The organism is Phyllobacterium myrsinacearum (genome assembly GCF_002980555.1).
Lineage (GTDB): Bacteria > Pseudomonadota > Alphaproteobacteria > Rhizobiales > Rhizobiaceae > Phyllobacterium > Phyllobacterium myrsinacearum.
In genome coordinates, this window is sequence record NZ_PVBT01000006.1 from 20,993 (window position 1) to 45,041 (window position 24,049).

The window sequence follows — 24,049 nt, forward strand, 5'->3', positions numbered from 1 at the left end:
CTATTTCAGCGCCAGTGTGGCGGCTGCGGACAGCGCGTTATTGTATTGATTGATAAGGGCGTGCACCGAGCTTGCCGTCGCATCGAAGACAGGCATCGGATAAACACCGTAGAAGATGGTGAGGATCACCAGCGGATAGACCACCAGCTTTTCACGCGGCGACATATCCAGAAGCGACTTCAGGCTTTCCTTGTCCAGCGACCCGAACACGACGCGGCGATAGAGCCACAGCGCGTAGGCGGCCGAGAAAATCACGCCTGATGTTGCAAACAGCGCAACCCAGGTGTTGACGCGGAAGACGCCGAGCAGGGTGAGGAATTCACCGATGAAGCCCGAGGTGCCCGGCAGGCCGACATTGGCCATAGTCAGGACCAGGAAAACCACCGCATATTTCGGCATGTTGTTAACGAGGCCGCCATAGGCAGAGATATCGCGGGTGTGGGTACGGTCATAGACAACACCCACGCACAGGAACAGTGCGGCCGAAACCAGACCGTGCGACAGCATCTGGAACAATGCGCCCTGGATGCCCTGCTCGTTCGCGGCAAAAATACCCATGGTCACATAGCCCATGTGCGCGACCGAGGAATAGGCGATCAGCTTCTTGATGTCTTCCTGCATCAGCGCCACCAGCGAGGTGTAGACGATGGCGACAACCGAAAGCGTGTAGATCAAGGGAGCAAAATCAGCCGATGCAACCGGGAACATCGGCAGGGAGAAGCGCAGGAAGCCGTAGCCGCCGAGCTTCAACAGGATGCCGGCCAGAATGGCTGATGCAGCCGTCGGTGCTTCCACGTGCGCATCCGGCAGCCAGGTGTGCACCGGCCACATCGGCATCTTCACGGCGAAGGATGCGAAGAAGGCCAGCCACAGCCATGTCTGCATGGAGGCCGGGAACGGATAGGCGAGCAGCGTCGGGATATCGGTCGTACCAGCCTGCCAGTACATGGCCATGATGGCCAGCAGCATCAGCACGGAGCCGAGCAGCGTGTAGAGGAAGAACTTGAAGCTGGCATAGACGCGGCGCTTGCCGCCCCACACGCCGATGATGATGAACATGGGCACCAGCACGGCTTCGAAGAAGACGTAGAACAGCACGATATCCAGCGCGCAGAACACACCGATCATCAGTGTTTCCAGCACGAGGAAGGCAATCATGTATTCCTTGACCCGGTTCTGGATCGCTTCCCAGCTGGCCAGGATGCACAGCGGCATCAGGAATGTCGTCAGGATGACGAACAGCATCGAAATGCCGTCCACGCCCATGTGGTAGGAAATCCCGGAGTCGAGCCAGGCCATCTTTTCCACGAACTGGAAGCCGGCATGGCCCTTGTCGAAATAATACCAGATCGGCAGGGAAAGCAGGAATGTGATGACCGTCGTCCACAGTGCCACGTTGCGGATATTGCGCCGCGCGGATTCACTGTCATCCCGGATCAGAAGGATCAGGAATGCACCGACCAATGGCAGGAAGGTAACAGTCGATAGAATTGGCCAGTCGGTCATCAGAAGTTGCTCCCGAGCATCATCCACGTGACGAGTGCGGCGACCCCAATGAGCATCGCGAACGCATAATGATAGAGGTAACCGGTCTGCAGGCGCACCACGCGGTTGGTGACATCCACGACGCGGGCCGAGATGCCATCCGGACCATGGCCGTCAATCAGCCAGCCATCGCCCTTCTTCCACAGGAACTTGCCAAGGGCTTTGGCCGGACGCACGAACAGGAAGTCGTAGAGTTCGTCAAAATACCACTTGTTGAGCAGGAACTGGTACAGGCCGCGATGCTGCTCGGCCAGCCGGACGGGTGTCTGCGGCGAGCGGATGTAGAAGTACCAGGACAGGATGAACCCGGCCAGCATCGCAAGGAACGGCGAGGCAGCAACCAGAGCGGGCACGTGGTGGTGCAGCTCCAGAATCTCGTTTTCCTTGCCCGTGAACAGTGCACCCTTCCAGAACTCGGCATATTCGTGACCGAAGAAGTATTCGCGGAATATCACACCGGCAAACAGCGCGCCGATGGCAAGGATGAACAGCGGCACCAGCATGACATAAGGCGATTCATGCACGTGATGCATGACGTCGTGCGAGGCACGCGGCTTGCCATGGAACGTCATGAAAATCAGGCGCCATGAATAGAAGCTGGTGAACAGCGCTGCAATCACCAGGAGGATGAAGGCATAGCCTGCCGCCGGGCTGGTCGACGCATAGGCCGATTCGATGATCGCATCCTTGGAGAAGAAGCCGGCGGTACCGATCGCGGTGCCGGGGATGCCGAGACCGGTCAGGGCAACCGTGCCGATGATCATCATCCAGTACGTCTGCGGGATAAGCTTGCGCAGGCCGCCCATGTGACGCATGTCCTGCTCGTCGGAAACCGCGTGAATGACGGAACCGGCGCCAAGGAACAGCAGGGCCTTGAAGAAGGCGTGCGTGAACAGGTGGAAAATGGCGGCGCCATAGGCACCCAGACCAAGCGCCACGAACATGTAGCCGAGCTGCGAGCAGGTCGAATAGGCGATGACGCGCTTGATGTCGTTCTGCACCAGGCCGACCGTGGCGGCAAAGAAGGCAGTCGTCGCGCCGACAAGCGTGACAACGATCAGCGCCGTGTGCGACAGTTCGAAGATCGGCGACAGGCGCGCAACCATGAACACGCCTGCGGTCACCATCGTTGCCGCATGGATCAGCGCGGACACCGGTGTCGGGCCCTCCATGGCGTCAGGCAGCCAGGTGTGCAGCAGGAACTGCGCGGATTTACCCATCGCGCCCATGAACAGCAGCAGGCAGGCAACCGTGATCGCTTCCTGCTTGCCCAGGGCATAGCCGAGGAAATTCAGGACAACCTTGCCGTCCCCTGCGCCTTCCGCCGGAAGATACTGGGCGGCGGACTGGAATAGCGTGTCGAACTGAACCGTATCGAACAGCACGAACAGCGCGAAAATACCGAGAAGGAAGCCGAAATCGCCGACGCGGTTGACGATGAAAGCTTTCATCGCCGCGGCATTGGCCGAAGGCTTCTTGAACCAGAAACCGATGAGCAGGTAGGACGCAAGACCCACGCCTTCCCAGCCGAAGAACATCTGAACCAGATTGTCGCCGGTCACCAGCATCAGCATGGCGAAGGTGAAAAGCGAGAGATAGGCGAAGAAGCGCGGCCGATGCGGATCGTGATGCATATAGCCGATCGAATAGGTATGGACGAGCGCCGACACCGTGTTGACGACGATCAGCATGACAGCGGTCAGCGTATCGATGCGCAGGGCCCAGTCGAAGCTCAGCGAACCAGACTCGACCCAGTGCATGACCGGAACCTTGAACGCCTCGCCATGGCCGAGCGCCACGGTCGTGAATGCGATCCATGAGAGAACCGCAACCACGATCATCAGACCGGTGGTGACATACTCGCTCGCCTTCGCGCCGATGGACGAGCCGAACAGACCCGCGATCAGAAAGCCGAGCAGCGGAAGGAAGACAATCGCCAGATACAGCATGCCCCCGTCAACCTTTCATCATGTTGACGTCTTCTACGGCAATCGACCCACGATTGCGGTAGAACACGACGAGAATAGCCAGACCGATGGCAGCCTCAGCGGCCGCTACGGTCAGGACAAACAATGCAAAAACCTGTCCAACCAGATCACCCAGCGCGGCGGAGAACGCCACGAAATTCAGGTTGACGGCGAGCAGGATCAATTCGACCGACATCAGGATGACGATCACGTTCTTACGATTGAGGAAGATACCGAAGATCCCCATCGTGAACAGGAGCGCCGAAACTGTCAGATAATGTGCAATACCGATGACCATCATGCGCTCCTGTCAAATACCCTTGCCCGTTTCGACCTGCTTGACCTCGATGGCCGTTTCAGGCGTGCGTCCGACCTGCTGGGAGATGTTCTGGCGCTTGATGCCTTCCTTGTGGCGAAGCGTCAGCACAATCGCGCCGATCATGGCGACCAGAAGCACGAGACCGGCAATCTGGAAGTAATAGATGTAATCCGTGTAGAGGATGTCGCCGAGCGCCGCCGTATTGGTGCGCGTGGCGATATCGGGTGTCGGCTGAACAACCACGCGGCCGATACTTGGCGTGAAGACCGAACCGCCGAGAACGACAATCAGCTCCACAGCCAGGATCATGCCGACAAGCGCGCCGACGGGCGCATATTGCAGCGCGCCGCGCTTCATTTCGGCAAAATCCACATCCAGCATCATCACGACGAAGAGGAAGAGGACGGCCACCGCGCCGACATAGACCACAAGAAGGATCATCGCCAGGAATTCAGCACCCGTCAGCAGGAAGAGCCCCGCCGCGTTGAAGAAGGCGAGGATCAGAAACAGCACGGAGTGCACGGGATTACGCGCCGCAATCACCATGAACGCACTGGCGACGGTGATGAAGGCGAAGAGATAAAAAAACGCCGCCGCAATACCTGTCAGCATGGGTTCCCCCGATTTCCATTCCGGCAGACTGTTCTGCCATTTTAAAAGCGATTCACGGAGTTTCCGCGTATTCGCAGCCTCATAACGCATGTTCCCGGCGGGTAGAAGCACCCTGCCCTAAGACACATGCGCGCACTCGGACGGGACGACGCCCCATCCACTCAATTGTTACCGGTACGGCGCATCCATTGCGATGTTCCGTGCCAGCTCGCGTTCCCAGCGGTCGCCATTGGCGAGCAGCCGGTCCTTGTCATAATAAAGCTCTTCACGGGTTTCCGTAGCGAACTCGAAATTCGGGCCTTCGACAATGGCATCCACCGGGCAGGCTTCCTGGCAGAAGCCGCAATAGATGCACTTCACCATGTCAATGTCATAACGCACCGTGCGGCGCGTTCCGTCATTGCGGCGCGGACCGGCTTCGATGGTGATGGCCTGTGCCGGGCAGATCGCTTCGCAGAGCTTGCAGGCAATGCAGCGTTCTTCGCCGTTGGGATAGCGGCGCAGCGCATGTTCTCCGCGAAAGCGCGGGCTGAGCGGTCCCTTTTCAAAGGGATAGTTCAACGTCGCCTTCGGCGCGAAGAACTGGCGCATCGACAGGAAGAAGGCGCCGACGAACTCCGCCAGCAGGAGCGATTTAGCAGCTTGTGCGAGTTGTGCCATGCTGATTCTCCTTACGGTGTCAGGCCGGTGATTTTAAGAAACGCCGCGGTGGCGATGACCATGAAGAGCGAGATCGGCAGGAACACCTTCCAGCCCAGACGCATCAACTGGTCATAGCGGTAGCGCGGAACGAATGCCTTCACCATGGCGAACATGAAGAAGACGAAGAAAAGCTTGAGCATGAACCAGACGATGCCGGGTACCCAGTTGAGGAACCAGACGTCAACCGGTGGCAGCCAGCCGCCGAGGAACAGGATCGTGGTCAATGCGCACATCAGGGTGATGGCGACATATTCACCGAGGAAGAACAGCAGGAACGCGGTCGACGAATACTCGATCATGTGACCGGCAACGAGTTCCGATTCCGCTTCGACCAGATCGAAAGGCGGGCGGTTGGTCTCGGCCAGCGCCGAGATGAAGAAAATGACGAACATCGGGAACAGGCCGAGCCAATGCCAGTCAAGGAATGTATTGGGCAGGCCGACCATGGTGCCGAGACCGGTCTTCTGCGACAGAACGATATCCGTGAGGTTCAGCGAACCGACAGTGAGCAGAACGGTGACGATGACGAAACCGATGGAGACTTCATAGGACACCATCTGCGCAGCGGAGCGAAGCGCGCCGAGGAACGGGTACTTCGAGTTCGATGCCCAGCCGGCCATGATGACGCCGTAGACTTCGAGCGAGGAAATGGCGAGCACATAGAGAATGCCGACATTGACATTGGCAATCGCCCAGCCCTCATTGACCGGAATGACCGCCCAGGCCGCCATGGCCAGTACCGAGGATACCAGCGGTGCCAGGAGGAAAATGCCCTTGTTGGCGCCGGACGGAATGATCGGTTCCTTGACCACGAACTTCAAAAGGTCGGCAAAGGACTGCAGCAGGCCGAACGGTCCAACGACATTCGGGCCGCGCCGCAACTGAACTGCCGCCCAGATCTTGCGATCCGCGTAAAGCAGGTAGGCGATGATCAGCAGCATCACCACGAGCATCAGCACTGATTTTCCGAGGATAATCAGCAGCGGCAGGATGTAGGTTGCGAAAATATCTTCCATATCAGTCTCTTCCCCGCCTACTCGGCCGCCTGCTTGAAGCCGCCCTTGGCCAGCGCGGAACATTCAGCCATGACAGCTGAGGCGCGGGCGATCGGGTTGGTCAAGTAGAAGTCTTGGACCGGCGATGCGAAGGCCGTCTTGTCGACGGTGCCCGACGCATTGGCCAGCTTCTTGATGTCGGCAGCGTCACCGGCCTGAATGGCGTCGACGACAGCCAGGTGCGGGTATTCTGCATAAAGGTGTGCGCGCAGGGCGGCAAGCGAGTCGAATGGCAGCTTTTTGCCGAGCACATCGGACAGCGCGCGCAGGATCGCCCAGTCTTCCTTGGCATTACCAGGCGCAAACGCGGCGCGGTTGGTCATCTGCACACGGCCTTCGGTGTTGACGAAGGTGCCGGACTTTTCCGTATAGGTCGCGCCCGGCAGGATCACGTCGGCATTGTGCGCGCCCTGATCGCCATGGGTGCCGATATAAACGGTGAAGGCACCGCCCTTGCCGGCCCAGTTCAATTCGTCAGCGCCGAGCAGGAACAGAACGTCGAGTGCATCCTGCATCTGCGCAACTGTCTTGCCGCCCTCGCCCGGCACGAAACCGATATCGAGCGCGCCAACCCGGCTGGCAGCGGTATGAATGACGCCGAAACCGTTCCAGTCATCGGCAAGTGCGCCGGTATCCGCTGCAATCTTGGCAGCAAGGCCGAGAACCGCATTGCCATCGGCACGGCTGAGAGCGCCCTGCCCGATGATGATGATCGGCTTCTTGGCCTTCTTCAGCACGCCGTGGAATTTCAGCGAACCATTGGCGAGTTCCGCCAATGTGTCGGCACCGGCGCCGAGATATTCGTAGTTGAAGCGCAGGTCGGCCTGTTCGCCGATCAGCGCAATCGGAATGCCGGCAGCGCGCCAGCGCTTGCGCAGGCGGGCATTGAGCAGCGATGCTTCAAAGCGCGGATTGGAACCGATGATGAGCACGGCGTCAGCGTCTTCGATACCGTCAATGCTTGGATTGAAGATATAGGAGGCGCGGCCATTGGCCGTGTTCAGCACTGTTCCATCCTGGCGTCCGTCGATGTTGGCGGAGCCGAGCGATGTGACAAGCTGCTTGAGCGCATACATTTCCTCGACGCTGGCGAGATCGCCGGCAATCGCGCCGATCCTGTCGCCGGTCGTCTTGGCAACGGCAGCCTTGATCGCCTCGAACGCTTCCGGCCAGCTTGCCGGAACCAGACGGCCATCGCGGCGCACATAGGGGCGGTCAAGGCGCTGAGTGCGCAGGCCATCCCAGATGAAGCGGGTCTTGTCGGAAATCCATTCCTCGTTCACCGCCTCGTTGACGCGCGGAAGCACGCGCATCACTTCGCGGCCGCGGGTATCGACGCGGATAGACGAGCCGACCGCATCCATCACGTCGATGGATTCGGTCTTGGTCAATTCCCACGGACGGGCCTGGAAGGCATAGGGCTTCGATGTCAGCGCACCGACCGGGCAAAGATCGATCACGTTGCCCTGCAGCTCCGATGTCATCGCCTGCTCGAGATAGGTGGTGATTTCGGCATCTTCGCCGCGGCCGATCAGGCCAAGCTCGGAAATGCCAGCCACTTCGGTGGTGAAGCGGACGCAGCGCGTGCAGTGAATGCAGCGCGTCATGACCGTCTTGACGAGCGGTCCGATATATTTGTCTTCAACGGCACGCTTGTTTTCCTTGTAGCGCGAGGAATCCACGCCAAAGACCATCGCCTGATCCTGCAGATCGCACTCGCCGCCCTGATCGCAGATCGGGCAATCCAGGGGATGGTTGATCAGCAGGAATTCCATCACGCCTTCGCGGGCCTTCTTGACCATCGGCGTGTTGGTGAAAATCTCCGGTGTTTCGCCGTTCGGGCCCGGACGCAGGTCGCGCACGCCCATGGCGCAGGATGCGGCAGGCTTGGGCGGTCCGCCCTTCACTTCAATCAAGCACATGCGGCAATTGCCGGCGATCGACAAACGCTCATGGAAACAGAACCGCGGCACCTCGGCACCCGCCGTTTCCGCAGCCTGCAGAAGCGTGTAGTGATCCGGTACTTCGATTTCCCTACCGTCGACTTTGATCTTTGCCATCGTCTGTCCAACCTCGCGGAACATTCCGCATTTTCATTTGGCATTCCCGCGATACCGCTGAAATACCTTCAATTGCTCCATGCCGGTCCAAGCCAGCATGGCTTTATTCGGGCTTCACCCCCGCCAAGGCGGCGGATTGTTTGACCCACTCATCCCGCACGATACGCCCGCCGAATTTCAGATGATCATCGACCCAGGCAGTTTCCCGGGGTGACCATGCTGCAATCTGCGCATAGGTGTAGATGCCAAGACCGTTCAAGACCTGCTCTAGCTTCGGACCAATGCCCGAAATCCGCTTCAGGTCATCCGGCAAGCCCGGCTTTGCGATTGCCGCCGGTTTCGACGGACCCGTTGAGACCACCGCCAGCTTGGCTTTTTTGCCAGCAACCGCCTTTGGTGCCGTTTCAGTCGCCTTCTTGCGAATGATCGTCTTCAATTCAGCAACATCCGGCGCCTGCTTTGCCGCGGGCGCCAGCGGCTTCAGCTTCGTATTGGCGTCAAGCACACCGGCAAGAGCGCCAGCCCACAGACCCCACATCTGGCTGGCGATGCCGAGAGTCAAAACAGACGCCGCCGCCATCGCGCCCATCGGCGGTGTCAGCAGATTGGCAGCCGGAACGATCTGCTTCGGCATCACTGCCGACCAGTCCGCACCCGATCGCTTGTCTGTTTTGGTATCCGGCATATCCCCTCAACCCTATTCCGCTGCAACAAGCACGGGGCTTGCCGCAGAGGCATTGCGTGTAAACTCATCGATACGGCGTTCGATTTCCGGACGGAAATGCCGGATCAGACCCTGTACTGGCCATGCCGCCGCGTCGCCGAGCGCGCAGATGGTGTGGCCTTCGATCTGCTTGGTCACGTCGAGCAGCATGTCGATCTCGCGCTTCTGCGCATTGCCGACCGCCATGCGTTCCATGACGCGCCACATCCAGCCCGTGCCTTCGCGGCATGGCGTGCACTGGCCGCAGCTCTCATGCTTGAAGAAGTAGGACAGGCGGGCAATGGCGCGAACGATGTCGGTGGACTTGTCCATGACGATCGCAGCCGCCGTACCGAAGGACGACTTGACGTTGCGCAGCCCATCGAAATCCATCGGGCAATCGATGATATCAGCAGCCGGAACGACCGGGCAGGATGCACCGCCGGGAATAACCGCGAGGAGGTTGTCCCAGCCGCCGCGAACGCCGCCCGCGTGCTTGTCGACCAACTCGCGGAAGGTGATGCCCATGGCTTCCTCGACCGTGCATGGACGGTTGACGTGGCCGGAGATCATGAACAGCTTGGTGCCGACATTGTTCGGACGGCCGATGCCGGAGAACCAGGCCGCGCCGCGGCGCAGGATGGTCGGGGCAACGGCAACCGATTCAACATTGTTGACGGTCGTCGGGCAGCCATAAAGACCCATATTGGCCGGGAATGGCGGCTTCAGGCGCGGCTGGCCCTTCTTGCCTTCAAGGCTCTCCAGCAAGGCGGTTTCTTCGCCGCAGATATAGGCGCCGGCGCCGTGATGGACATAGATATCGTAGTCCCAGCCGTTCTTGTTGTTCTTGCCGAGCAGCTTGGCGTCATAGCATTCGTCAATGGCGGCCTGCAGCGCTTCACGCTCGCGGATATACTCGCCGCGCACATAGATGTAGCAGGTGTTGGCGCCCATGGCGAAACCGGCGATCAGGCAGCCTTCGATCAGCGTATGCGGATCGTGGCGCATGATATCGCGGTCCTTGCAGGTGCCCGGCTCGGATTCGTCGGCATTGATGACGAGATAATGCGGGCGTCCGTCGCTTTCCTTGGGCATGAAGGACCACTTCAGACCCGTCGGGAAGCCGGCGCCGCCACGGCCGCGCAGGCCGGAGGCTTTCATCTCGTTGATGATCCAGTCACGGCCCTTGGCGATGATCCCCGCAGTGCCATCCCAGCAGCCGCGTGACATCGCACCCTTCAACGACTTGTCGAAAAGGCCGTAAATATTGGTGAAGATGCGGTCTTTGTCAGCGAGCATATCGCACCCGTCCTACTCTCTTCGTCCATTCTCCAGCGAAAACGCACATCGTTTCCGCCAATGATCTTATCTCGGCTTCTTGCCGAAAACCTTGATGTACTCGGCTTCGCCGCCCTTGGCCAAGGCCTTGGCTTGCTTGACCCAGTCGTCACGTTCGATACGGCCCTTGAAGTTGAGGTAACCGTCAACCCATTCGCGCTCGGCCTTTTTCCAGCTGGCGACCTGGGCAAATGTGTAGATGCCGAGTTCATGCAGGATACCGGCAATCTTCGGACCGACACCGGAAATCAGTTCGAGATCATCCACGGCGGCAGGCTTTTCGATCGCCGCCGGACGATTCTTGTCGTCGAGCGATACGGCCTTTGCCGGTGCCTCGTCCTGCTTTACCGCACTGGCGGCCGGAACAGCAGCGCCATCGGCAGCCTTTGCCGCGCGTTTCGGCTTGGCCGCGCCATTGCCTTCGATCAGCGTCGTTGCGCCGCCCTCGGGGGCGGAGAAATAACGGTCGATCTGCGGGCCGGGCGTGATCGTATCGCCCTTGCCGGCTTCGAAAGCATCGATGATTTCCTCGAGGCGTTCGGGTGTCAGATCCTCATAGGTATCCTTGAACACCATGATCATCGGCGCGTTGACGCAGGCGCCAAGGCATTCCACCTCTTCCCACGACAAAGTGCCGGATTCATTGGTGTGGAACGGCTCATGATGGATGCGGTGCTGGCAGACCTTCTTCAGGTCCTCCGCGCCGCGCAGCATGCACGGCGTGGTGCCGCAAACCTGGATGTGGGCACGGGTTCCGACCGGCTTCAGCTGGAACTGCGTGTAGAAGGTCGCCACTTCCAGAACGCGGATCAGCGGCATGTCGAGCATGGCTGCAACATGTTCGATGGCAGCCTTGGTGACCCAGCCATCCTGCTCCTGCGCCCGCATCAGCAGCGGAATGACCGCGGACTGTTCGCGGCCCTTGGGATATTTCTTGATGGTCTGCTTGGCCCAGGCAGTGTTTTCGCGATTGAACGCGAAGGCTGCTGGTTGGACGCTATCTTCTGCAAGACGACGGACGGACATTAGCGATCAACCTCACCAAATACGATATCGAGCGAGCCGAGGACAGCGGAGACGTCGGCCAGCATGTGGCCACGGCACAGGAAGTCCATGGCCTGGAGATGGGCAAAGCCCGGGGCGCGCAGCTTGACGCGGTATGGCTTGTTGGAGCCATCGGACACCAGGAACACACCGAATTCGCCCTTGGGCGCTTCAACCGCGGCGTAAACCTCACCGGCGGGCACGTGATAGCCTTCGGTATACAGCTTGAAGTGATGGATCAGCGCTTCCATCGACCGCTTCATCTCGCCGCGCTTCGGCGGAACGATCTTGGCGGACATGTTGGAGACAGGCCCCACCCGCTCCTTGCCCAGCAGCAGATCCACGCACTGGCGCATGATGCGCACCGACTGGCGCATTTCTTCCATGCGGATGAGATAACGGTCGTAGCAGTCGCCATTCTTGCCGATCGGAACATCGAATTCCATCTCGGAATAGCATTCATAGGGCTGTGACTTGCGTAAGTCCCAGGCAGCACCCGAGCCGCGCACCATGACGCCGGAAAAACCCCATGCCCAGGCATCCTCCAGCGTCACGACGCCGATATCGACGTTGCGCTGCTTGAAAATGCGGTTCGGGGTGATCAGGTCGTCAAGATTCTTGACGGTCTGCAGGAACGGATCGCACCACTTGCCGATGTCCTCGATAAGCCTGTCGGGAAGATCCTGATGCACGCCGCCGGGACGGAAATAGGCCGCATGCATACGGGCACCGCAAGCGCGCTCATAGAACACCATCAGCTTTTCGCGCTCTTCGAAGCCCCAGAGCGGCGGCGTCAGGGCACCAACGTCCATGGCCTGCGTGGTCACGTTGAGCAGGTGCGACAGGATACGGCCAATTTCCGAGAAGAGCACGCGGATCAGCTGACCGCGCTTGGGGACCTCGATGCCGAGCAGGCGCTCGACGGCCAACGCATAGGCATGCTCCTGGTTCATCGGCGCCACATAGTCGAGGCGGTCGAGATAGGGCACGGCCTGCAGATAGGTCTTGGCTTCCATCAGCTTCTCGGTGCCGCGATGCAGCAACCCGATATGCGGGTCAACGCGCGCGACCACCTCGCCGTCCAGTTCAAGCACAAGGCGCAAAACGCCGTGCGCCGCAGGATGTTGCGGGCCGAAGTTGATGTTAAAGTTGCGGACGCTGTGTTCAGTCATATTTCGCTCCGCGAAACGTGAGTAGTGAATGGTGAGTAGTCATCACCGCCATCACTGTTTTGCCTTTTCGTCGCCCGGCAGCACATAGTCCGTGCCTTCCCAGGGTGACTGGAAGTCGAAATTGCGGAATTCCTGCCGCAGTTCGACGGGCTCATAGACGACGCGCTTGACCTCATCGTCATAGCGGACTTCAACGAAGCCTGTCAGCGGGAAGTCCTTGCGCAGCGGATGGCCGTCAAAACCGTAGTCGGTCAGGATGCGGCGCAGATCCGGATGACCGGAGAACAGCACGCCATAGAGATCGTAGGTCTCGCGCTCATACCAGTCGGCACCGGGATAAACCGGGGTAGCTGATGGCACCGGCGTATCCTCGTCCGTCGCCACCTTGACGCGGATGCGCAGGTTCTGGCGCGGGGACAGGAGGTGATAGACCACGTCAAAGCGATGCGAACGGTAGGGATAATCCACGCCGCTGATATCGATCAGCGAAATGAACTGGCACTGCACGTCGTCACGCAGAAAGGTCAGCGTATCGATCAGCTTGCCGGCTTCGACTTCAAGATTAAGCTCGCCATAGGCCATCGTTACCGACTGCAGGGCAAGACCCGGCTTTTCCTGCAGGTAGCTGGAGAGTTCATTCAATGCTTCTTCAAACATCGCCCTCTCCTATCGCTCGATCGTGCCGGTGCGGCGGATTTTCTTCTGCAGCATCAGAACGCCGTAGAGCAGCGCTTCGGCCGTGGGCGGGCAGCCCGGCACGTAGATATCCACCGGCACGACGCGGTCGCAACCGCGCACGACCGAATAGGAATAGTGATAATAGCCGCCGCCATTGGCGCAGGAACCCATCGAGATGACGTAGCGCGGCTCAGGCATCTGGTCATAGACCTTGCGCAGTGCCGGTGCCATCTTGTTGGTCAGCGTGCCGGCAACGATCATCACGTCGGACTGGCGCGGTGACGCGCGCGGGGCAAAGCCGAACCGCTCGCCGTCATAGCGCGGCATCGAGGTGTGCATCATTTCGACCGCGCAGCAGGCAAGGCCGAAGGTCATCCACATCAGCGAACCGGTGCGCGCCCAGGTGACCAGCGCATCGGCTGACGTGACGAGAAATCCCTTGTCGGCGAGTTCATTGTTGATCTCACCGAAGAACGCATCATCGGAACCGATCGGCTTGCCCGTGCCCGGGTCAATGATGCCTTTGGGTTTCGGTGCCACGAGGGTGGTTTGGCTAGCGGTCAATCCCATTCCAGCGCTCCCTTTTTCCACTCATAGATAAAGCCGATCGTCAGAACGCCGAGGAAGATCATCATCGACCAGAAACCGAACCAGCCGATCTTGCTGAAGGCCACGGCCCACGGAAAGAGGAAGGCTACTTCTAGATCGAAGATGATGAACAGAATCGAGACAAGATAGAAGCGGACATCAAATTTCATGCGGGCATCATCGAATGCGTTGAAGCCGCACTCATAGGCCGACAATTTTTCCGGGTCTGGCGACTTGTATGCGACCAGAAAAGGCGCAACCAACAGTGCCAAACCGATTACCAGCGCTACCCCGATGAAGATAACGATGGGCAGGTAGGAACTTAAAAGCTCGTTCATGATCCGACTTTTTCCGCCTTGTGAACTCAGGCTGACAAGAATGCCATGTTATGCACATGACTGCCACCAATACGCGACAGACCGCACCAGCTTTGACACCGGTACGATGCGGCGAGGGTTAGCGCGTTAGCGCCATGCGCGCAAGTGCAACAATCGCCCCGATACCACCGGTTTTTTGTCACCATTTCGTGACGCATATCCATAAAAAGCCGCGAAATTCGCAGTTTTAAGCCAGTTTGGCCCGCAAAACACAGCTGAATCACTCTTTAGAATGATATTAATGTGCCTTGCCGGCCTGTTTGTCCGCGACGTGGTTTTCAGAACTGCGACATTCGGTCCTATAAACGATTTAGACCAAAATGCAGATATGCCGCGCGCGTGGAAACGGCACGCGCGCCAGGGCGCGAATGCTGTCGTGCAAAGCCGGGGAAAGAGGGTTTGCCTAAACGCCGGCAAGAGGCTCGAGACTGAGCCTTTCCCCCTCTTCAGTTAGATATCGCTTCTTCTGCGCCCTGCGGTCGAGCAGCAGCGACCAGACCGCCACGCCCAGACCGAGCAAGGCCAGCGCCGATCCCACGAAGGGCAGGTTCTGATAGGACACGCCCCAGGTGAGCGCCGCGCCGCCAACCCAGGCGCCTGCGGCGTTGCCGGCATTGAATGCGCCCTGGTTGAGCGTGGCCGCCAGATTGGGCGCTTCGCTCGCCGTTTCAACCACCCGCATCTGCAGCGGCGGAACAATGACGAAGGTCAGCATGCCCCACAGGAACACCACGGCGATCGCCGCCGCTGCCGTGCCGCTGACTTCCGCCAGCAGGGCATGGGTGAACACCACGGTGACCAGCGTGCCGATCACCGTGGGCATCAGCTTCCAGTCGGCAAGCCTGCCGCCGATGACGTTGCCGACGGTCATACCGGCCCCGAACAGCAAGAGGACCCAGGTCACCGCGGCGGTCGACAGGCCGGACACATCAGTGAGGATCGGCTTGATATAGGTGAAGACGGCAAAGAGGCTGCCGGAGGCGAGCGCCGAGATCAGCATGGCAAGCCAGACCTGCAGTTTGCCGAGAACCTTGATCTCGCTGAGAATGCCCCCGCCCTTCTCTTCCTCTTTCGCAGCGGGAACCAGCAGCGCAATGGCGATGACTGCGGCAACGCCGATAGCGACAACCGCATAGAAGGTCGAGCGCCAGCCATAGAGTTCGCCAAGCGCCGTCCCTGCGGGAACACCGAGAATGTTGGCGAGGGTCAGGCCCGCGAACATCAGCGCGATGGCGCTGGCGCGCTTGTGGCGCGGCACAAGGCTGGCGGCCACCACCGAGCCGATGCCGAAGAAGGCACCATGGCCGAAAGCCGTGACCACGCGGGCGATCATCAGCATCCAGTAATTGGGGGCGATGGCACAGAACAGATTGCCGATGACGAAGAGCATGGCCAGGCCGATGAGCACGGGCTTGCGCGGCAGAGATGCCGTGGCAATGGCGATGATGGGCGCACCGATGACGACGCCAAGCGCATAGCCGGTCACCAGCAGGCCCGCATGCGGAATGGTGACATGCAGGTCGGCCGCCACTTCCGGCAAGAGGCCCATGATCACGAATTCGGTTGTGCCGATGCAGAAGGAGGCAATGGCAAGGGCGAGAATCGGCAAGGGCATGGGCGGCAACCGTCGGAGCTGGAGTAAGGAATCATGCTGCCTAGTCCACAAAGGTTTCACAACTGATTTTTGTGCAACGCAGCAATGCATTTATGCGGGGCGATTCGTCTTCGTGGCGAATCGTATCCACGGGTTGAAAAACAGCGGAAAAGATTCGCCGTCCGCATACCAGCGGAAAAACAGACGGGACTGATTTTCCTAAGCCGCATCAGAAACCGGCAGGAGCCAGACGCGCGAACCGGACAGCAACAGGCGGTGAACTATGGGAACATTCGGGAGAGAAGAGATGCAAGCGTGCGGGGCACCACTTTCCACAATATCAAGCATTTACATCAATTGCTTGAGAGGGAAAGTGGCGCGAGTGACGGGGCTCGAACCCGCGACCTCCGGCGTGACAGGCCGGCACTCTAACCAACTGAGCTACACCCGCGCACTTTGCAAACCAGAAATTCATCTGGTGTGAGCGGTCGTTTAAGGGGTTCGCGGGGGAGTGTCAAGCGCTAGTGGACAGGAAAAATGCGATTGTGAAAAACTCTTCAAACAAATCATAAAAGTGTCTCATACCCTCTTGCCAATATCGCACGAAACGCCTAAACGCTCCCCACACACCCTTTGTGAGGGGGCGATTAGCTCAGTTGGTAGAGCGCTTCGTTTACACCGAAGATGTCGGGAGTTCGAGTCTCTCATCGCCCACCATTCGCCCAGCGGAATAGTTTCTTCCCTTTCTTCAAGTCGAGATAACCGGTCAATTCACATCGCAAGCGGCATGCGCGCGATCGGAATATGGCATCCGGCAGCAGCGGATTTTTGCCGCGGCAGTGAGCACCTGCAACATTTTATCCTTTGCGCCCGCGATTTTCTGCGGCAACACTGTTCTCCTCCTTCCAAGAGCAAACCAAATAACGGGAACATTACATGCCAAACAACCGCGCAGCACGAATCGCAACCCTCTCCTTCGCCACGCTTTACCCTGCCCTTGCCCATGCGCATGTCGGCGTGGGTGACACCAGCGGCTTTACCCATGGCTTCGCCCACCCCATGTCCGGCCTTGATCACGTCCTGGCGATGATTCTCGTCGGCATCTTTGCCTTCCAGCTGGGCGGACGCGCCCTGTGGCTCGTTCCGGCAGCGTTTGTCGGCATGATGGCCGCTGGCGGCGCGCTTGGCGCTGCCGGAATCAGTCTGCCCTTCATCGAACTCGCCATCGCACTCTCGGTGATTGTGCTCGGAGCAGCCGTCGCCTTCGAAATTCAGGCGCCGGTGGCCATTGCAACCGCTCTCGTCGGCCTCTTCGCCATTTTTCATGGCTACGCCCATGGCGCGGAAATGCCTGACAGCGCCGGCGGCCTCGCTTATGCGGGCGGCTTCATGGCTGCCACCGCCCTGCTCCACGTCGCCGGTATCGGCATCGGCTTTGCCATCGGCAGAATCAGCCAGCGCGCCGGCCCCAGTGCGGTGCGAATCATTGGCGGCCTGGCGGCGCTCGCGGGCGTTGGCATCCTGACAGGCGCGCTCTGAACAATTCGAATGCCGAATCAAAAAAGCCGGGCAATTGCTTGCCCGGCTTTTGTTTGTTTATTTCCGGTGGCTTCAGTGCGCGATCTGCGCCGAAGCGTCATCTTCGACCACGGCGGCGGCAGGCACATTGACCGGCTCCGTCCATTCGATCGGCTCCGGCTGACGCACGAGCGCATGCCTGATCACTTCCCCGGCACGCGATACCGGGATGATCTCAAGGCCGTTCTTCACATTGTCCGGAATCTCCGCCAGATCCTTGGCGTTTTCTTCCGGGATCAGAACCGTCTTGATGCCGCCGCGCAGGGCAGCCAGCAGCTTCTCCTTCAGGCCGCCAATCGGCAGGACCCGTCCGCGCAGCGTGATCTCGCCGGTCATGGCGATATCCTTGCGGACCGGAATACCGGTCAGGATCGAGACAATGGCCGTCACCATCGCAATACCGGCCGACGGACCATCCTTCGGCGTCGCGCCTTCCGGCACGTGCACATGGATGTCCCTGCGGTCGAACAGCGGCGGCTCGACGCCGAAATCGATGGCTCTGGAGCGGACATAGGATGCCGCTGCGGAAATCGATTCCTTCATCACGTCGCGCAGGTTGCCCGTCACGGTCATGCGGCCCTTGCCGGGCATCATGACGCCTTCGATGGTCAGCAGTTCGCCGCCCACCTCGGTCCAGGCAAGACCCGTGACAACGCCCACCTGATCTTCACCGTCGATCTGGCCGAAGCGGAATTTCTGCACGCCGAGATAGTCGTTGATGTTGGCCTCCGTGACCTTCACCGTCTTCTTGGTCTTCGACTTCAGAATTTCCGTCACTGCCTTGCGGGCAAGCTTCATCAGTTCCCGTTCGAGACTGCGCACACCGGCTTCCCGCGTGTAATCGCGGACGATGGCACGAATCGCGCCTTCCGATACGGAAAACTCCTTCGGCTGCAACGCATGATCGCGGATGGCCTTGGGCAGGAGGTGCCGCTTGGCAATCTCGACCTTCTCGTCTTCCGTGTAACCGGCAATACGGATGATCTCCATGCGGTCCATCAACGGACCGGGGATGTTCAGCGTATTGGCCGTCGTCACGAACATCACGTTCGAGAGGTCATATTCGACCTCGAGATAGTGATCCATGAAGGTTGAGTTCTGTTCCGGATCAAGCACCTCGAGCAGAGCCGATGACGGATCGCCGCGGAAATCCTGGCCCATCTTGTCGATTTCATCGAGCAGGAAGAGCGGATTGGACTTCTTTGCCTTCTTCATCGACTGGATGACCTTGCCGGGCATCGAACCGATATAGGTGCGGCGGTGACCGCGGATTTCAGCCTCGTCACGCACGCCGCCGAGCGACATGCGGACATATTCACGGCCGGTCGCCTTGGCGATCGAACGGGCGAGCGAGGTCTTACCGACGCCGGGAGGACCAACGAGGCACAGGATCGGACCCTTGATCTTGGTCGACCGCGACTGCACGGCGAGATATTCCACGATCCGGTCTTTCACCTTGTCGAGGCCGTAATGCTCGGCATCCAGAATCTCGTCGGCGAGGTTCAGGTCGTTCTTCACCTTCGACTTCTTGCCCCACGGAATGGTCAGCAGCCAGTCGAGATAATTGCGCACAACCGTCGCTTCGGCGGACATCGGGCTCATCTGGCGAAGCTTCTTCAGCTCCTGATTGGCCTTTTCGCGCGCTTCCTTGGAGAATTTCGTCTTCTTGATGCGCTCTTCCAGCTCGGCTGCCTCGTCGCGGCCGTCTTCGCCGTCGCCGAGTTCCTTCTGGATCGCCTTCATCTGTTCATTGAGGTAGTACTCGCGCTGGGTCTTCTCCATCTGGCGCTTGACGCGCGAACGGATACGCTTTTCCACCTGAAGAACGGAAATTTCCGACTCCATGAACGACATGGCCTTTTCCAGCCGTGCGCGCACGGACAGGATCGACAGCATGTCCTGCTTCTCGGGAATCTTGATCGCAAGATGCGAGGCGACCGTATCGGCCAGCTTCGAGTAGTCCTCGATCTGTCCGGCAGCGCCAACGACTTCAGGCGAAATCTTCTTGTTCAGCTTCACGTAGTTTTCAAAGTCCGACACGACGGAGCGGGCCAGGGCTTCGATTTCAACGGCGTCTTCGGCGGGTTCCGACAGCGTCGTGGCATTGGCTTCGTGGTAATCCTCGCGGTCGCTGAAACCGGTGATTTCAGCGCGAGCAATACCTTCGACCAAAACCTTGACCGTACCGTCCGGCAGTTTCAGCAACTGCAGGACATTGGCGATGGTGCCGATGTTGTAGATGGCATCCGCCTGCGGATCATCATCCGCAGCGTTCTTCTGTGTGGCAAGCAGGATTTGCTTGTCGACGCCCATCACTTCCTCAAGTGCGCGAATGGATTTTTCGCGACCGACAAAGAGCGGAACGATCATGTGTGGGAAGACAACGATATCGCGCAATGGCAAAACGGCATAAAGCCCGCTTTCTCCACCCGCCAGTGTCTTCTTGCTTGCAACCGTCATTTCATGTCCTTTCTCAGGCCAATCGGCCTAGATCGCCACATCCGGGTACCCTTTGGTTGCCTGATCTTTCCAAAAGTCGGGATCACTTTTGGGGATCATGCGAAGAGCGGCATACGACCGGCTGTGCAGCTTAACCTTTACTTGGAGTGGCGGGGCTCTGGTTTCAAGCGCCCCGGTTTCAAGCTCGGTCACAGAATCGTAATCTATCCTGCTCCTACCAAACTCCAAGCGCAATCTTTTGCGATGCAGCACACCTCTGAAGAGGATGATTTTCGTGGAAATCATCTGTCGACGGGGGCGATACTGCCCGGCCTACACTGTCTTACCGACGCTGCTCTGCAAAAATTGTGCGCCCCTTGTGGTTAATCAACCGTAAATATTGTTTCGTGGCGCAATTAAGACCCGCAACAAACGCCAAGGTCAAAATGCAAAAGGCTCCGCTGATGCGGAGCCCCTGCTTCCCAGGCATTGGTTCGGCGCCTTAGGCCGAAACATTGCCCTTTTCTTCCTTGCGCTCGGCATAGATGTAGAGCGGGCGCGAATTGCCCTCAACCACATCGCCGGAGATGACAACTTCCTGCACGCCATCGAGCGTCGGCAGCTCATACATCGTGTCAAGCAGGATCTTTTCCATGATCGAACGCAGGCCGCGTGCGCCGGTCTTGCGGGCAATGGCCTTGAGGGCGATTGCCTTCAGCGCGTCCTCATGGAACGTCAGCTCGACGTTTTCCATGTCGAACAGGCGCTGGTACTGCTTGACCAGGGCGTTCTTCGGTTCCGACAGAATCTGCACCAGGGCAGCTTCGTCGAGATCCTCGAGCGTGGCGATGACAGGCAGACGGCCGACAAATTCGGGGATGAGACCGAATTTCAACAGATCTTCCGGTTCAAGCTCGCGGAAGATCGCGCCGACGCGGCGATCATCCGGCGCCTTCACCGCAGCGCTGAAGCCGATGGACGTCTTCTCGCCGCGTGCCGAGATGATCTTGTCGAGACCGGCAAAGGCACCGCCGCAGATGAACAGGATGTTGGTCGTGTCCACCTGCAGGAATTCCTGCTGAGGATGCTTGCGTCCGCCCTGCGGCGGAACGGAAGCGACCGTGCCTTCCATGATCTTCAGCAGCGCCTGCTGCACGCCCTCACCCGACACGTCGCGTGTGATCGACGGATTGTCGGACTTGCGGCTGATCTTGTCGACTTCGTCGATATAGACGATGCCGCGCTGGGCCCGCTCGACATTGTAGTCGGCCGACTGCAGCAGCTTGAGAATGATGTTCTCGACATCCTCGCCGACATAACCGGCTTCCGTCAGCGTCGTCGCGTCTGCCATTGTAAACGGCACGTCGATGATGCGGGCGAGCGATTGCGCCAGATAGGTTTTGCCGCAACCGGTTGGGCCAACGAGAAGGATGTTGGACTTCGCCAGTTCGACTTCATTGTTTTTCGATGCGTGGGCCAACCGCTTATAGTGGTTGTGCACCGCGACAGAGAGAACACGCTTGGCATGGTTCTGGCCGATGACGTAATCATCGAGCACCGCCATGATTTCCTGCGGCGTCGGAACGCCTTCGCGGGATTTCACCATCGAGGATTTGTTTTCCTCGCGGATGATGTCCATGCACAGCTCAACGCATTCATCGCAGATGAAAACAGTCGGGCCCGCAATCAACTTGCGAACTTCGTGCTGGCTCTTCCCGCAAAACGAGCAATAAAGCGTATTCTTTGAATCACCGCCGCCGTTGCTGACTTTGCTCATTGCAGTTTCCTTTCAGTATCGGCGCCCTGTTTGGCCGGGAACCGTTCACCCCCTTTGGGACTCTGCCCTGCGGGGAATGATTCGAATAGTAATTCGAAGAATAGGCTTCCTCTACTCACCAATCACTTAACGTAGCGTCTGTTGGCCTGCATGCAAGCCGGATGTGTGGCAAAAAGTCCGCATCCGGGTCAAAAAAAGTTCATTCCCGACCCGGTGCGGCCATTTAGCCGGTTACTTTGTATCCCCTTCGATGATCGCACGGGATTCGAGCACCTTGTCGATAAGACCGAACTCGAGTGATTCCTGTGCCGTCATGAAGTGATCGCGGTCGAGAGTCTTCTCGATTGTCTCGTAGTCGCGGCCCGTGTGTTTGACATAGATCTCGTTGAGGCGGCGCTTCATCTTGATGATGTCCTGGGCATGGCGCTCGATGTCCGATGCCTGCCCCTGGAAACCGCCTGACGGCTGGTGCAGCATGATGCGGGCGTTGGGCAGCACGAAGCGCATGTCCTTTTCACCGGCTGTCAGAAGCAGCGAACCCATCGAGGCGGCCTGACCGAAGCACAGGGTCGAAACGGCCGGGCGGATGAACTGCATGGTGTCGTAGATCGCCATGCCCGACGTGACCACGCCGCCGGGTGAATTGATGTAGAGGTTGATCTCTTTCTTCGGATTTTCCGATTCAAGGAACAGAAGCTGGGCGCAGATCAGCGTCGCCATGCCGTCCTCGATGGGTCCGGTAATGAAAATGATGCGTTCTTTCAGCAGGCGCGAGAAAATATCATAGGCCCGCTCGCCCCGGTTGGTCTGCTCGACGACCATGGGTACGAGGTTCATTGCTGTTTCGATTGGATCTCTCATCGGTGGGCCTCAGCGTTTTTGGAGAACAAGGGGAGCAAAAGCCCCCAGATTCGTGGATTACACATTCGATACATAGGGCGTTGCCACCCTGTTCCGCAAGATGTTCTGCCGCCATCCCGTAAGGAGCGCAAGCGCAGGACCGCTTTTTACGCGGCTTCCGCCCGCAACCAGCGCTGCAGCAGCGGCACATCGCCGGTTCCCAGCGTTTGCGCAACCCGCCGCCCGACAGCTGTACCGAATTTGTATCCGTGTCCGGAACAGGCCGAGACGACGAGGCATTTGTCCCGCTCCACGGCGAAAAACCGCTCATCGTCCGTGAAGGTGTAGGCGCATGTCACGACGCTGCTCACCCGGTATTCGCCGATCCGCTGCAGCGGCGGGGCGAAGAGGTCGCGGATCGCCTCGCCCTCGCCCGCCTCGGCGACACGGGCAGCGTCGGCATCGGCCGATTTGCGCTTGTGCAGGCCCGAACCGAATTTCAGGCCGCCGCCGCCGCTGGCCGGAATGATATAACCGTCGGTACGCCCACCCACGTCGAGCACGACGGGAGAATGCTCCCAGGCTGCCCGCAAATCCGCAGGCGGTTCGAGATAGACCACGGCCGTCCGGTAGATGGTAAGGGACGAGACGAGATCGGGGAACAGTTTTGTCACCCAGGCCCCTGCCGTCACCACCACCTTGTCGGCTGTGATCACCGTGCCGTCCGCAAGGGTCACCGCACCCGCGGCGCTGTCGACGGCGGTCACCCTGGTGTTTTCCAGAAGCGTGGCGCCATGCGCACGCAGCCAGCGCGCCATGTCCCCGGCGATCCTGCGGCAATGCAGCGCTCCGCCTTCCGGCGAGAAGAACGCATAGCGGAACGTGCCCGCTTCCAGATAACCACAGCGCCTTATGGCTTCGGCCGGCTCATAAAGCTCAAGGGGATAACCGCCCCGCTCGAGCCCCTTGCGGTATTCCTCGGCGTCATCGCCCGCTTCGCGCGATATGCAGATGAAGCCGCGCGGATCGAGATGGCTCGCGCCGATGTCCTGCCACAGCTCATCCCACGCCGCATAGGCCTCCGAAATGGCATCGGCATACCCGCCGGCGGCACCATAGGCGCGGCGGATGATGCGGTGATGGTCACCGGAGGCTGCCAGCGGGTTTGGTATCGGCCCCTGCTCGATCAGCGTCACCGTATGACCGGCCTTGGTCAGCGACCAGGCGCTGGACAGTCCGGCAATTCCTGCTCCGACGATGGTGATTTTCATGATGGGGTCCTGCTATGACTGCTGAAGGAGGGAGATTCGCATGCAATATGAAACCATTCGCATCGATTGCTCAAACATTTTCGACGCGCAGAGCTTTCACCGCGTGTTTGCCGCCGCGTTTGGCTTCCCCTCCTTCTACGGCGCCAACATGGACGCCTGGATCGATTGCATGACATCGCTTGATGCACCCGATGACGGCATGACGTCCGTCACCGTTGGCAAAGGCGGCATCGTGGTGCTGCAGCTCGATGCTGCCGCACAGATGCGCACGCGCTGCCGCCGTGTCTATGACGACCTTCTCGACTGCGCTGGTTTCGTCAACTGGCGCCGCATGCAAAGCGGTGATCCGCCCATTCTCTGTCTCTCCTTCGCTTGACCCACGGTATATCT

22 protein-coding genes and 2 tRNA genes are annotated in these 24,049 nt (G+C 59.3%); 3 read left to right on the plus strand and 21 right to left on the minus strand.

Annotation, left to right across the window (positions count from 1 at the left end; genetic code table 11):
• From C5750_RS18490 to C5750_RS18565, 16 genes are all read right to left on the minus strand, one after another.
• Positions 1–1,506 (minus strand): NADH-quinone oxidoreductase subunit M, encoded by a 1,506-nt coding sequence (locus C5750_RS18490; RefSeq protein ID WP_105735478.1) that lies wholly within the window; start codon positions 1,504–1,506, stop codon positions 1–3.
• Positions 1,506–3,494: an NADH-quinone oxidoreductase subunit L gene (nuoL, locus tag C5750_RS18495; RefSeq protein ID WP_105735480.1), complete on the minus strand. Its 1,989-nt coding sequence runs from the start codon at positions 3,492–3,494 to the stop codon at positions 1,506–1,508. Before nuoL ends, C5750_RS18490 begins: the two co-directional genes overlap by 1 nt.
• Positions 3,495–3,501: 7 nt before the next feature.
• Positions 3,502–3,810 carry an NADH-quinone oxidoreductase subunit NuoK gene (gene nuoK, locus C5750_RS18500; RefSeq protein ID WP_091883761.1) on the minus strand — a complete coding sequence of 103 codons (309 nt, stop codon included), beginning with the start codon at positions 3,808–3,810 and terminating at the stop codon, positions 3,502–3,504.
• Positions 3,811–3,822: 12 nt separating this feature from the next.
• Entirely contained in the window at positions 3,823–4,443 is a 621-nt protein-coding gene (locus C5750_RS18505) for an NADH-quinone oxidoreductase subunit J (RefSeq protein ID WP_105735482.1), read from the minus strand.
• Between the two features lie 168 nt (positions 4,444–4,611).
• The gene (gene nuoI, locus C5750_RS18510) at positions 4,612–5,103 is read right to left on the minus strand and encodes an NADH-quinone oxidoreductase subunit NuoI (protein WP_105735484.1); all 492 of its coding nucleotides are present in this window, start codon (positions 5,101–5,103) and stop codon (positions 4,612–4,614) included.
• Positions 5,104–5,114: 11 nt separating this feature from the next.
• Positions 5,115–6,161 carry an NADH-quinone oxidoreductase subunit NuoH gene (gene nuoH / locus C5750_RS18515; protein ID WP_105735486.1) on the minus strand — a complete coding sequence of 349 codons (1,047 nt, stop codon included), beginning with the start codon at positions 6,159–6,161 and terminating at the stop codon, positions 5,115–5,117.
• Positions 6,162–6,178: 17 nt separating this feature from the next.
• On the minus strand, positions 6,179–8,260 hold the full coding sequence (gene nuoG / locus C5750_RS18520) for an NADH-quinone oxidoreductase subunit NuoG (protein WP_105736124.1): 2,082 nt from the start codon (positions 8,258–8,260) through the stop codon (positions 6,179–6,181).
• A gap of 103 nt (positions 8,261–8,363) precedes the next feature.
• A complete protein-coding gene (locus C5750_RS18525) occupies positions 8,364–8,945 on the minus strand; it encodes a helix-hairpin-helix domain-containing protein (RefSeq protein WP_105735488.1) in 582 nt (193 codons plus the stop codon).
• A gap of 12 nt (positions 8,946–8,957) precedes the next feature.
• A complete protein-coding gene (nuoF, locus tag C5750_RS18530) occupies positions 8,958–10,262 on the minus strand; it encodes an NADH-quinone oxidoreductase subunit NuoF (RefSeq protein WP_105735490.1) in 1,305 nt (434 codons plus the stop codon).
• A 66-nt stretch (positions 10,263–10,328) separates the two neighbouring features.
• Positions 10,329–11,327 (minus strand): NADH-quinone oxidoreductase subunit NuoE, encoded by a 999-nt coding sequence (nuoE, locus tag C5750_RS18535; protein WP_105735492.1) that lies wholly within the window; start codon positions 11,325–11,327, stop codon positions 10,329–10,331.
• Entirely contained in the window at positions 11,327–12,517 is a 1,191-nt protein-coding gene (locus tag C5750_RS18540; protein ID WP_105735494.1) for an NADH-quinone oxidoreductase subunit D, read from the minus strand. Before C5750_RS18540 ends, nuoE begins: the two co-directional genes overlap by 1 nt.
• A 51-nt stretch (positions 12,518–12,568) precedes the next feature.
• Positions 12,569–13,174 (minus strand): NADH-quinone oxidoreductase subunit C, encoded by a 606-nt coding sequence (locus C5750_RS18545; RefSeq protein ID WP_105735496.1) that lies wholly within the window; start codon positions 13,172–13,174, stop codon positions 12,569–12,571.
• 9 nt (positions 13,175–13,183) lie between these two features.
• Entirely contained in the window at positions 13,184–13,765 is a 582-nt protein-coding gene (locus tag C5750_RS18550) for a NuoB/complex I 20 kDa subunit family protein (RefSeq protein ID WP_105735498.1), read from the minus strand.
• On the minus strand, positions 13,756–14,121 hold the full coding sequence (locus C5750_RS18555; protein WP_091883778.1) for an NADH-quinone oxidoreductase subunit A: 366 nt from the start codon (positions 14,119–14,121) through the stop codon (positions 13,756–13,758). The genes C5750_RS18550 and C5750_RS18555 overlap by 10 nt, the downstream gene beginning before the upstream one ends.
• A gap of 442 nt (positions 14,122–14,563) precedes the next feature.
• Positions 14,564–15,775, minus strand: coding sequence for an MFS transporter (locus tag C5750_RS18560; RefSeq protein ID WP_105735499.1), 1,212 nt, complete (start codon positions 15,773–15,775; stop codon positions 14,564–14,566).
• Between the two features lie 353 nt (positions 15,776–16,128).
• Positions 16,129–16,205, minus strand: a tRNA-Asp gene (locus C5750_RS18565).
• A gap of 190 nt (positions 16,206–16,395) precedes the next feature.
• Here C5750_RS18565 and C5750_RS18570 point away from each other — a divergent pair.
• A tRNA-Val gene (locus tag C5750_RS18570) sits at positions 16,396–16,471 on the plus strand.
• A 49-nt stretch (positions 16,472–16,520) separates the two neighbouring features.
• Here C5750_RS18570 and C5750_RS26930 read toward each other — a convergent pair.
• Positions 16,521–16,643 (minus strand): hypothetical protein, encoded by a 123-nt coding sequence (locus C5750_RS26930; RefSeq protein ID WP_280952418.1) that lies wholly within the window; start codon positions 16,641–16,643, stop codon positions 16,521–16,523.
• 47 nt (positions 16,644–16,690) lie between these two features.
• Here C5750_RS26930 and C5750_RS18575 point away from each other — a divergent pair, with 47 nt between their 5' ends.
• Positions 16,691–17,293, plus strand: coding sequence for a HupE/UreJ family protein (locus tag C5750_RS18575; protein ID WP_105735501.1), 603 nt, complete (start codon positions 16,691–16,693; stop codon positions 17,291–17,293).
• Between the two features lie 72 nt (positions 17,294–17,365).
• Here C5750_RS18575 and lon read toward each other — a convergent pair whose 3' ends face one another.
• The 4 genes from lon to C5750_RS18600 form a co-directional block, all read right to left on the minus strand.
• On the minus strand, positions 17,366–19,792 hold the full coding sequence (gene lon / locus C5750_RS18580) for an endopeptidase La (RefSeq protein WP_105735503.1): 2,427 nt from the start codon (positions 19,790–19,792) through the stop codon (positions 17,366–17,368).
• A 481-nt stretch (positions 19,793–20,273) separates the two neighbouring features.
• A complete protein-coding gene (clpX, locus tag C5750_RS18590) occupies positions 20,274–21,548 on the minus strand; it encodes an ATP-dependent Clp protease ATP-binding subunit ClpX (RefSeq protein ID WP_105735507.1) in 1,275 nt (424 codons plus the stop codon).
• Between the two features lie 231 nt (positions 21,549–21,779).
• Positions 21,780–22,409 carry an ATP-dependent Clp protease proteolytic subunit gene (locus C5750_RS18595; protein WP_105735509.1) on the minus strand — a complete coding sequence of 210 codons (630 nt, stop codon included), beginning with the start codon at positions 22,407–22,409 and terminating at the stop codon, positions 21,780–21,782.
• Positions 22,410–22,555: 146 nt separating this feature from the next.
• A complete protein-coding gene (locus C5750_RS18600; RefSeq protein WP_105735511.1) occupies positions 22,556–23,659 on the minus strand; it encodes an NAD(P)/FAD-dependent oxidoreductase in 1,104 nt (367 codons plus the stop codon).
• Positions 23,660–23,699: 40 nt separating this feature from the next.
• Between C5750_RS18600 and C5750_RS18605 the strand changes: the two genes are divergently transcribed.
• Complete coding sequence (locus C5750_RS18605; RefSeq protein WP_105735513.1) at positions 23,700–24,035, plus strand: barstar family protein; 336 nt, start codon at positions 23,700–23,702, stop codon at positions 24,033–24,035.
• Positions 24,036–24,049 lie beyond the last annotated feature (14 nt).

Excerpts from the sequence above, each read along its gene's own strand:
- C5750_RS18490 (WP_105735478.1), bottom strand. The coding sequence starts at position 1,506 with ATGACCGACTGGCCAATTCTATCGACTGTTACCTTCCTGCCATTGGTC.
- nuoL (WP_105735480.1), bottom strand. The coding sequence starts at position 3,494 with ATGCTGTATCTGGCGATTGTCTTCCTTCCGCTGCTCGGCTTTCTGATC.
- nuoK (WP_091883761.1), bottom strand. The coding sequence starts at position 3,810 with ATGGTCATCGGTATTGCACATTATCTGACAGTTTCGGCGCTCCTGTTC.
- C5750_RS18505 (WP_105735482.1), bottom strand. The coding sequence starts at position 4,443 with ATGCTGACAGGTATTGCGGCGGCGTTTTTTTATCTCTTCGCCTTCATC.
- nuoI (WP_105735484.1), bottom strand. The coding sequence starts at position 5,103 with ATGGCACAACTCGCACAAGCTGCTAAATCGCTCCTGCTGGCGGAGTTC.
- nuoH (WP_105735486.1), bottom strand. The coding sequence starts at position 6,161 with ATGGAAGATATTTTCGCAACCTACATCCTGCCGCTGCTGATTATCCTC.
- nuoG (WP_105736124.1), bottom strand. The coding sequence starts at position 8,260 with ATGGCAAAGATCAAAGTCGACGGTAGGGAAATCGAAGTACCGGATCAC.
- C5750_RS18525 (WP_105735488.1), bottom strand. The coding sequence starts at position 8,945 with ATGCCGGATACCAAAACAGACAAGCGATCGGGTGCGGACTGGTCGGCA.
- nuoF (WP_105735490.1), bottom strand. The coding sequence starts at position 10,262 with ATGCTCGCTGACAAAGACCGCATCTTCACCAATATTTACGGCCTTTTC.
- nuoE (WP_105735492.1), bottom strand. The coding sequence starts at position 11,327 with ATGTCCGTCCGTCGTCTTGCAGAAGATAGCGTCCAACCAGCAGCCTTC.
- C5750_RS18540 (WP_105735494.1), bottom strand. The coding sequence starts at position 12,517 with ATGACTGAACACAGCGTCCGCAACTTTAACATCAACTTCGGCCCGCAA.
- C5750_RS18545 (WP_105735496.1), bottom strand. The coding sequence starts at position 13,174 with ATGTTTGAAGAAGCATTGAATGAACTCTCCAGCTACCTGCAGGAAAAG.
- C5750_RS18550 (WP_105735498.1), bottom strand. The coding sequence starts at position 13,765 with ATGGGATTGACCGCTAGCCAAACCACCCTCGTGGCACCGAAACCCAAA.
- C5750_RS18555 (WP_091883778.1), bottom strand. The coding sequence starts at position 14,121 with ATGAACGAGCTTTTAAGTTCCTACCTGCCCATCGTTATCTTCATCGGG.
- C5750_RS18560 (WP_105735499.1), bottom strand. The coding sequence starts at position 15,775 with ATGCCCTTGCCGATTCTCGCCCTTGCCATTGCCTCCTTCTGCATCGGC.
- C5750_RS18575 (WP_105735501.1), top strand. The coding sequence starts at position 16,691 with ATGCCAAACAACCGCGCAGCACGAATCGCAACCCTCTCCTTCGCCACG.
- lon (WP_105735503.1), bottom strand. The coding sequence starts at position 19,792 with ATGACGGTTGCAAGCAAGAAGACACTGGCGGGTGGAGAAAGCGGGCTT.
- clpX (WP_105735507.1), bottom strand. The coding sequence starts at position 21,548 with ATGAGCAAAGTCAGCAACGGCGGCGGTGATTCAAAGAATACGCTTTAT.
- C5750_RS18595 (WP_105735509.1), bottom strand. The coding sequence starts at position 22,409 with ATGAGAGATCCAATCGAAACAGCAATGAACCTCGTACCCATGGTCGTC.
- C5750_RS18600 (WP_105735511.1), bottom strand. The coding sequence starts at position 23,659 with ATGAAAATCACCATCGTCGGAGCAGGAATTGCCGGACTGTCCAGCGCC.
- C5750_RS18605 (WP_105735513.1), top strand. The coding sequence starts at position 23,700 with ATGCAATATGAAACCATTCGCATCGATTGCTCAAACATTTTCGACGCG.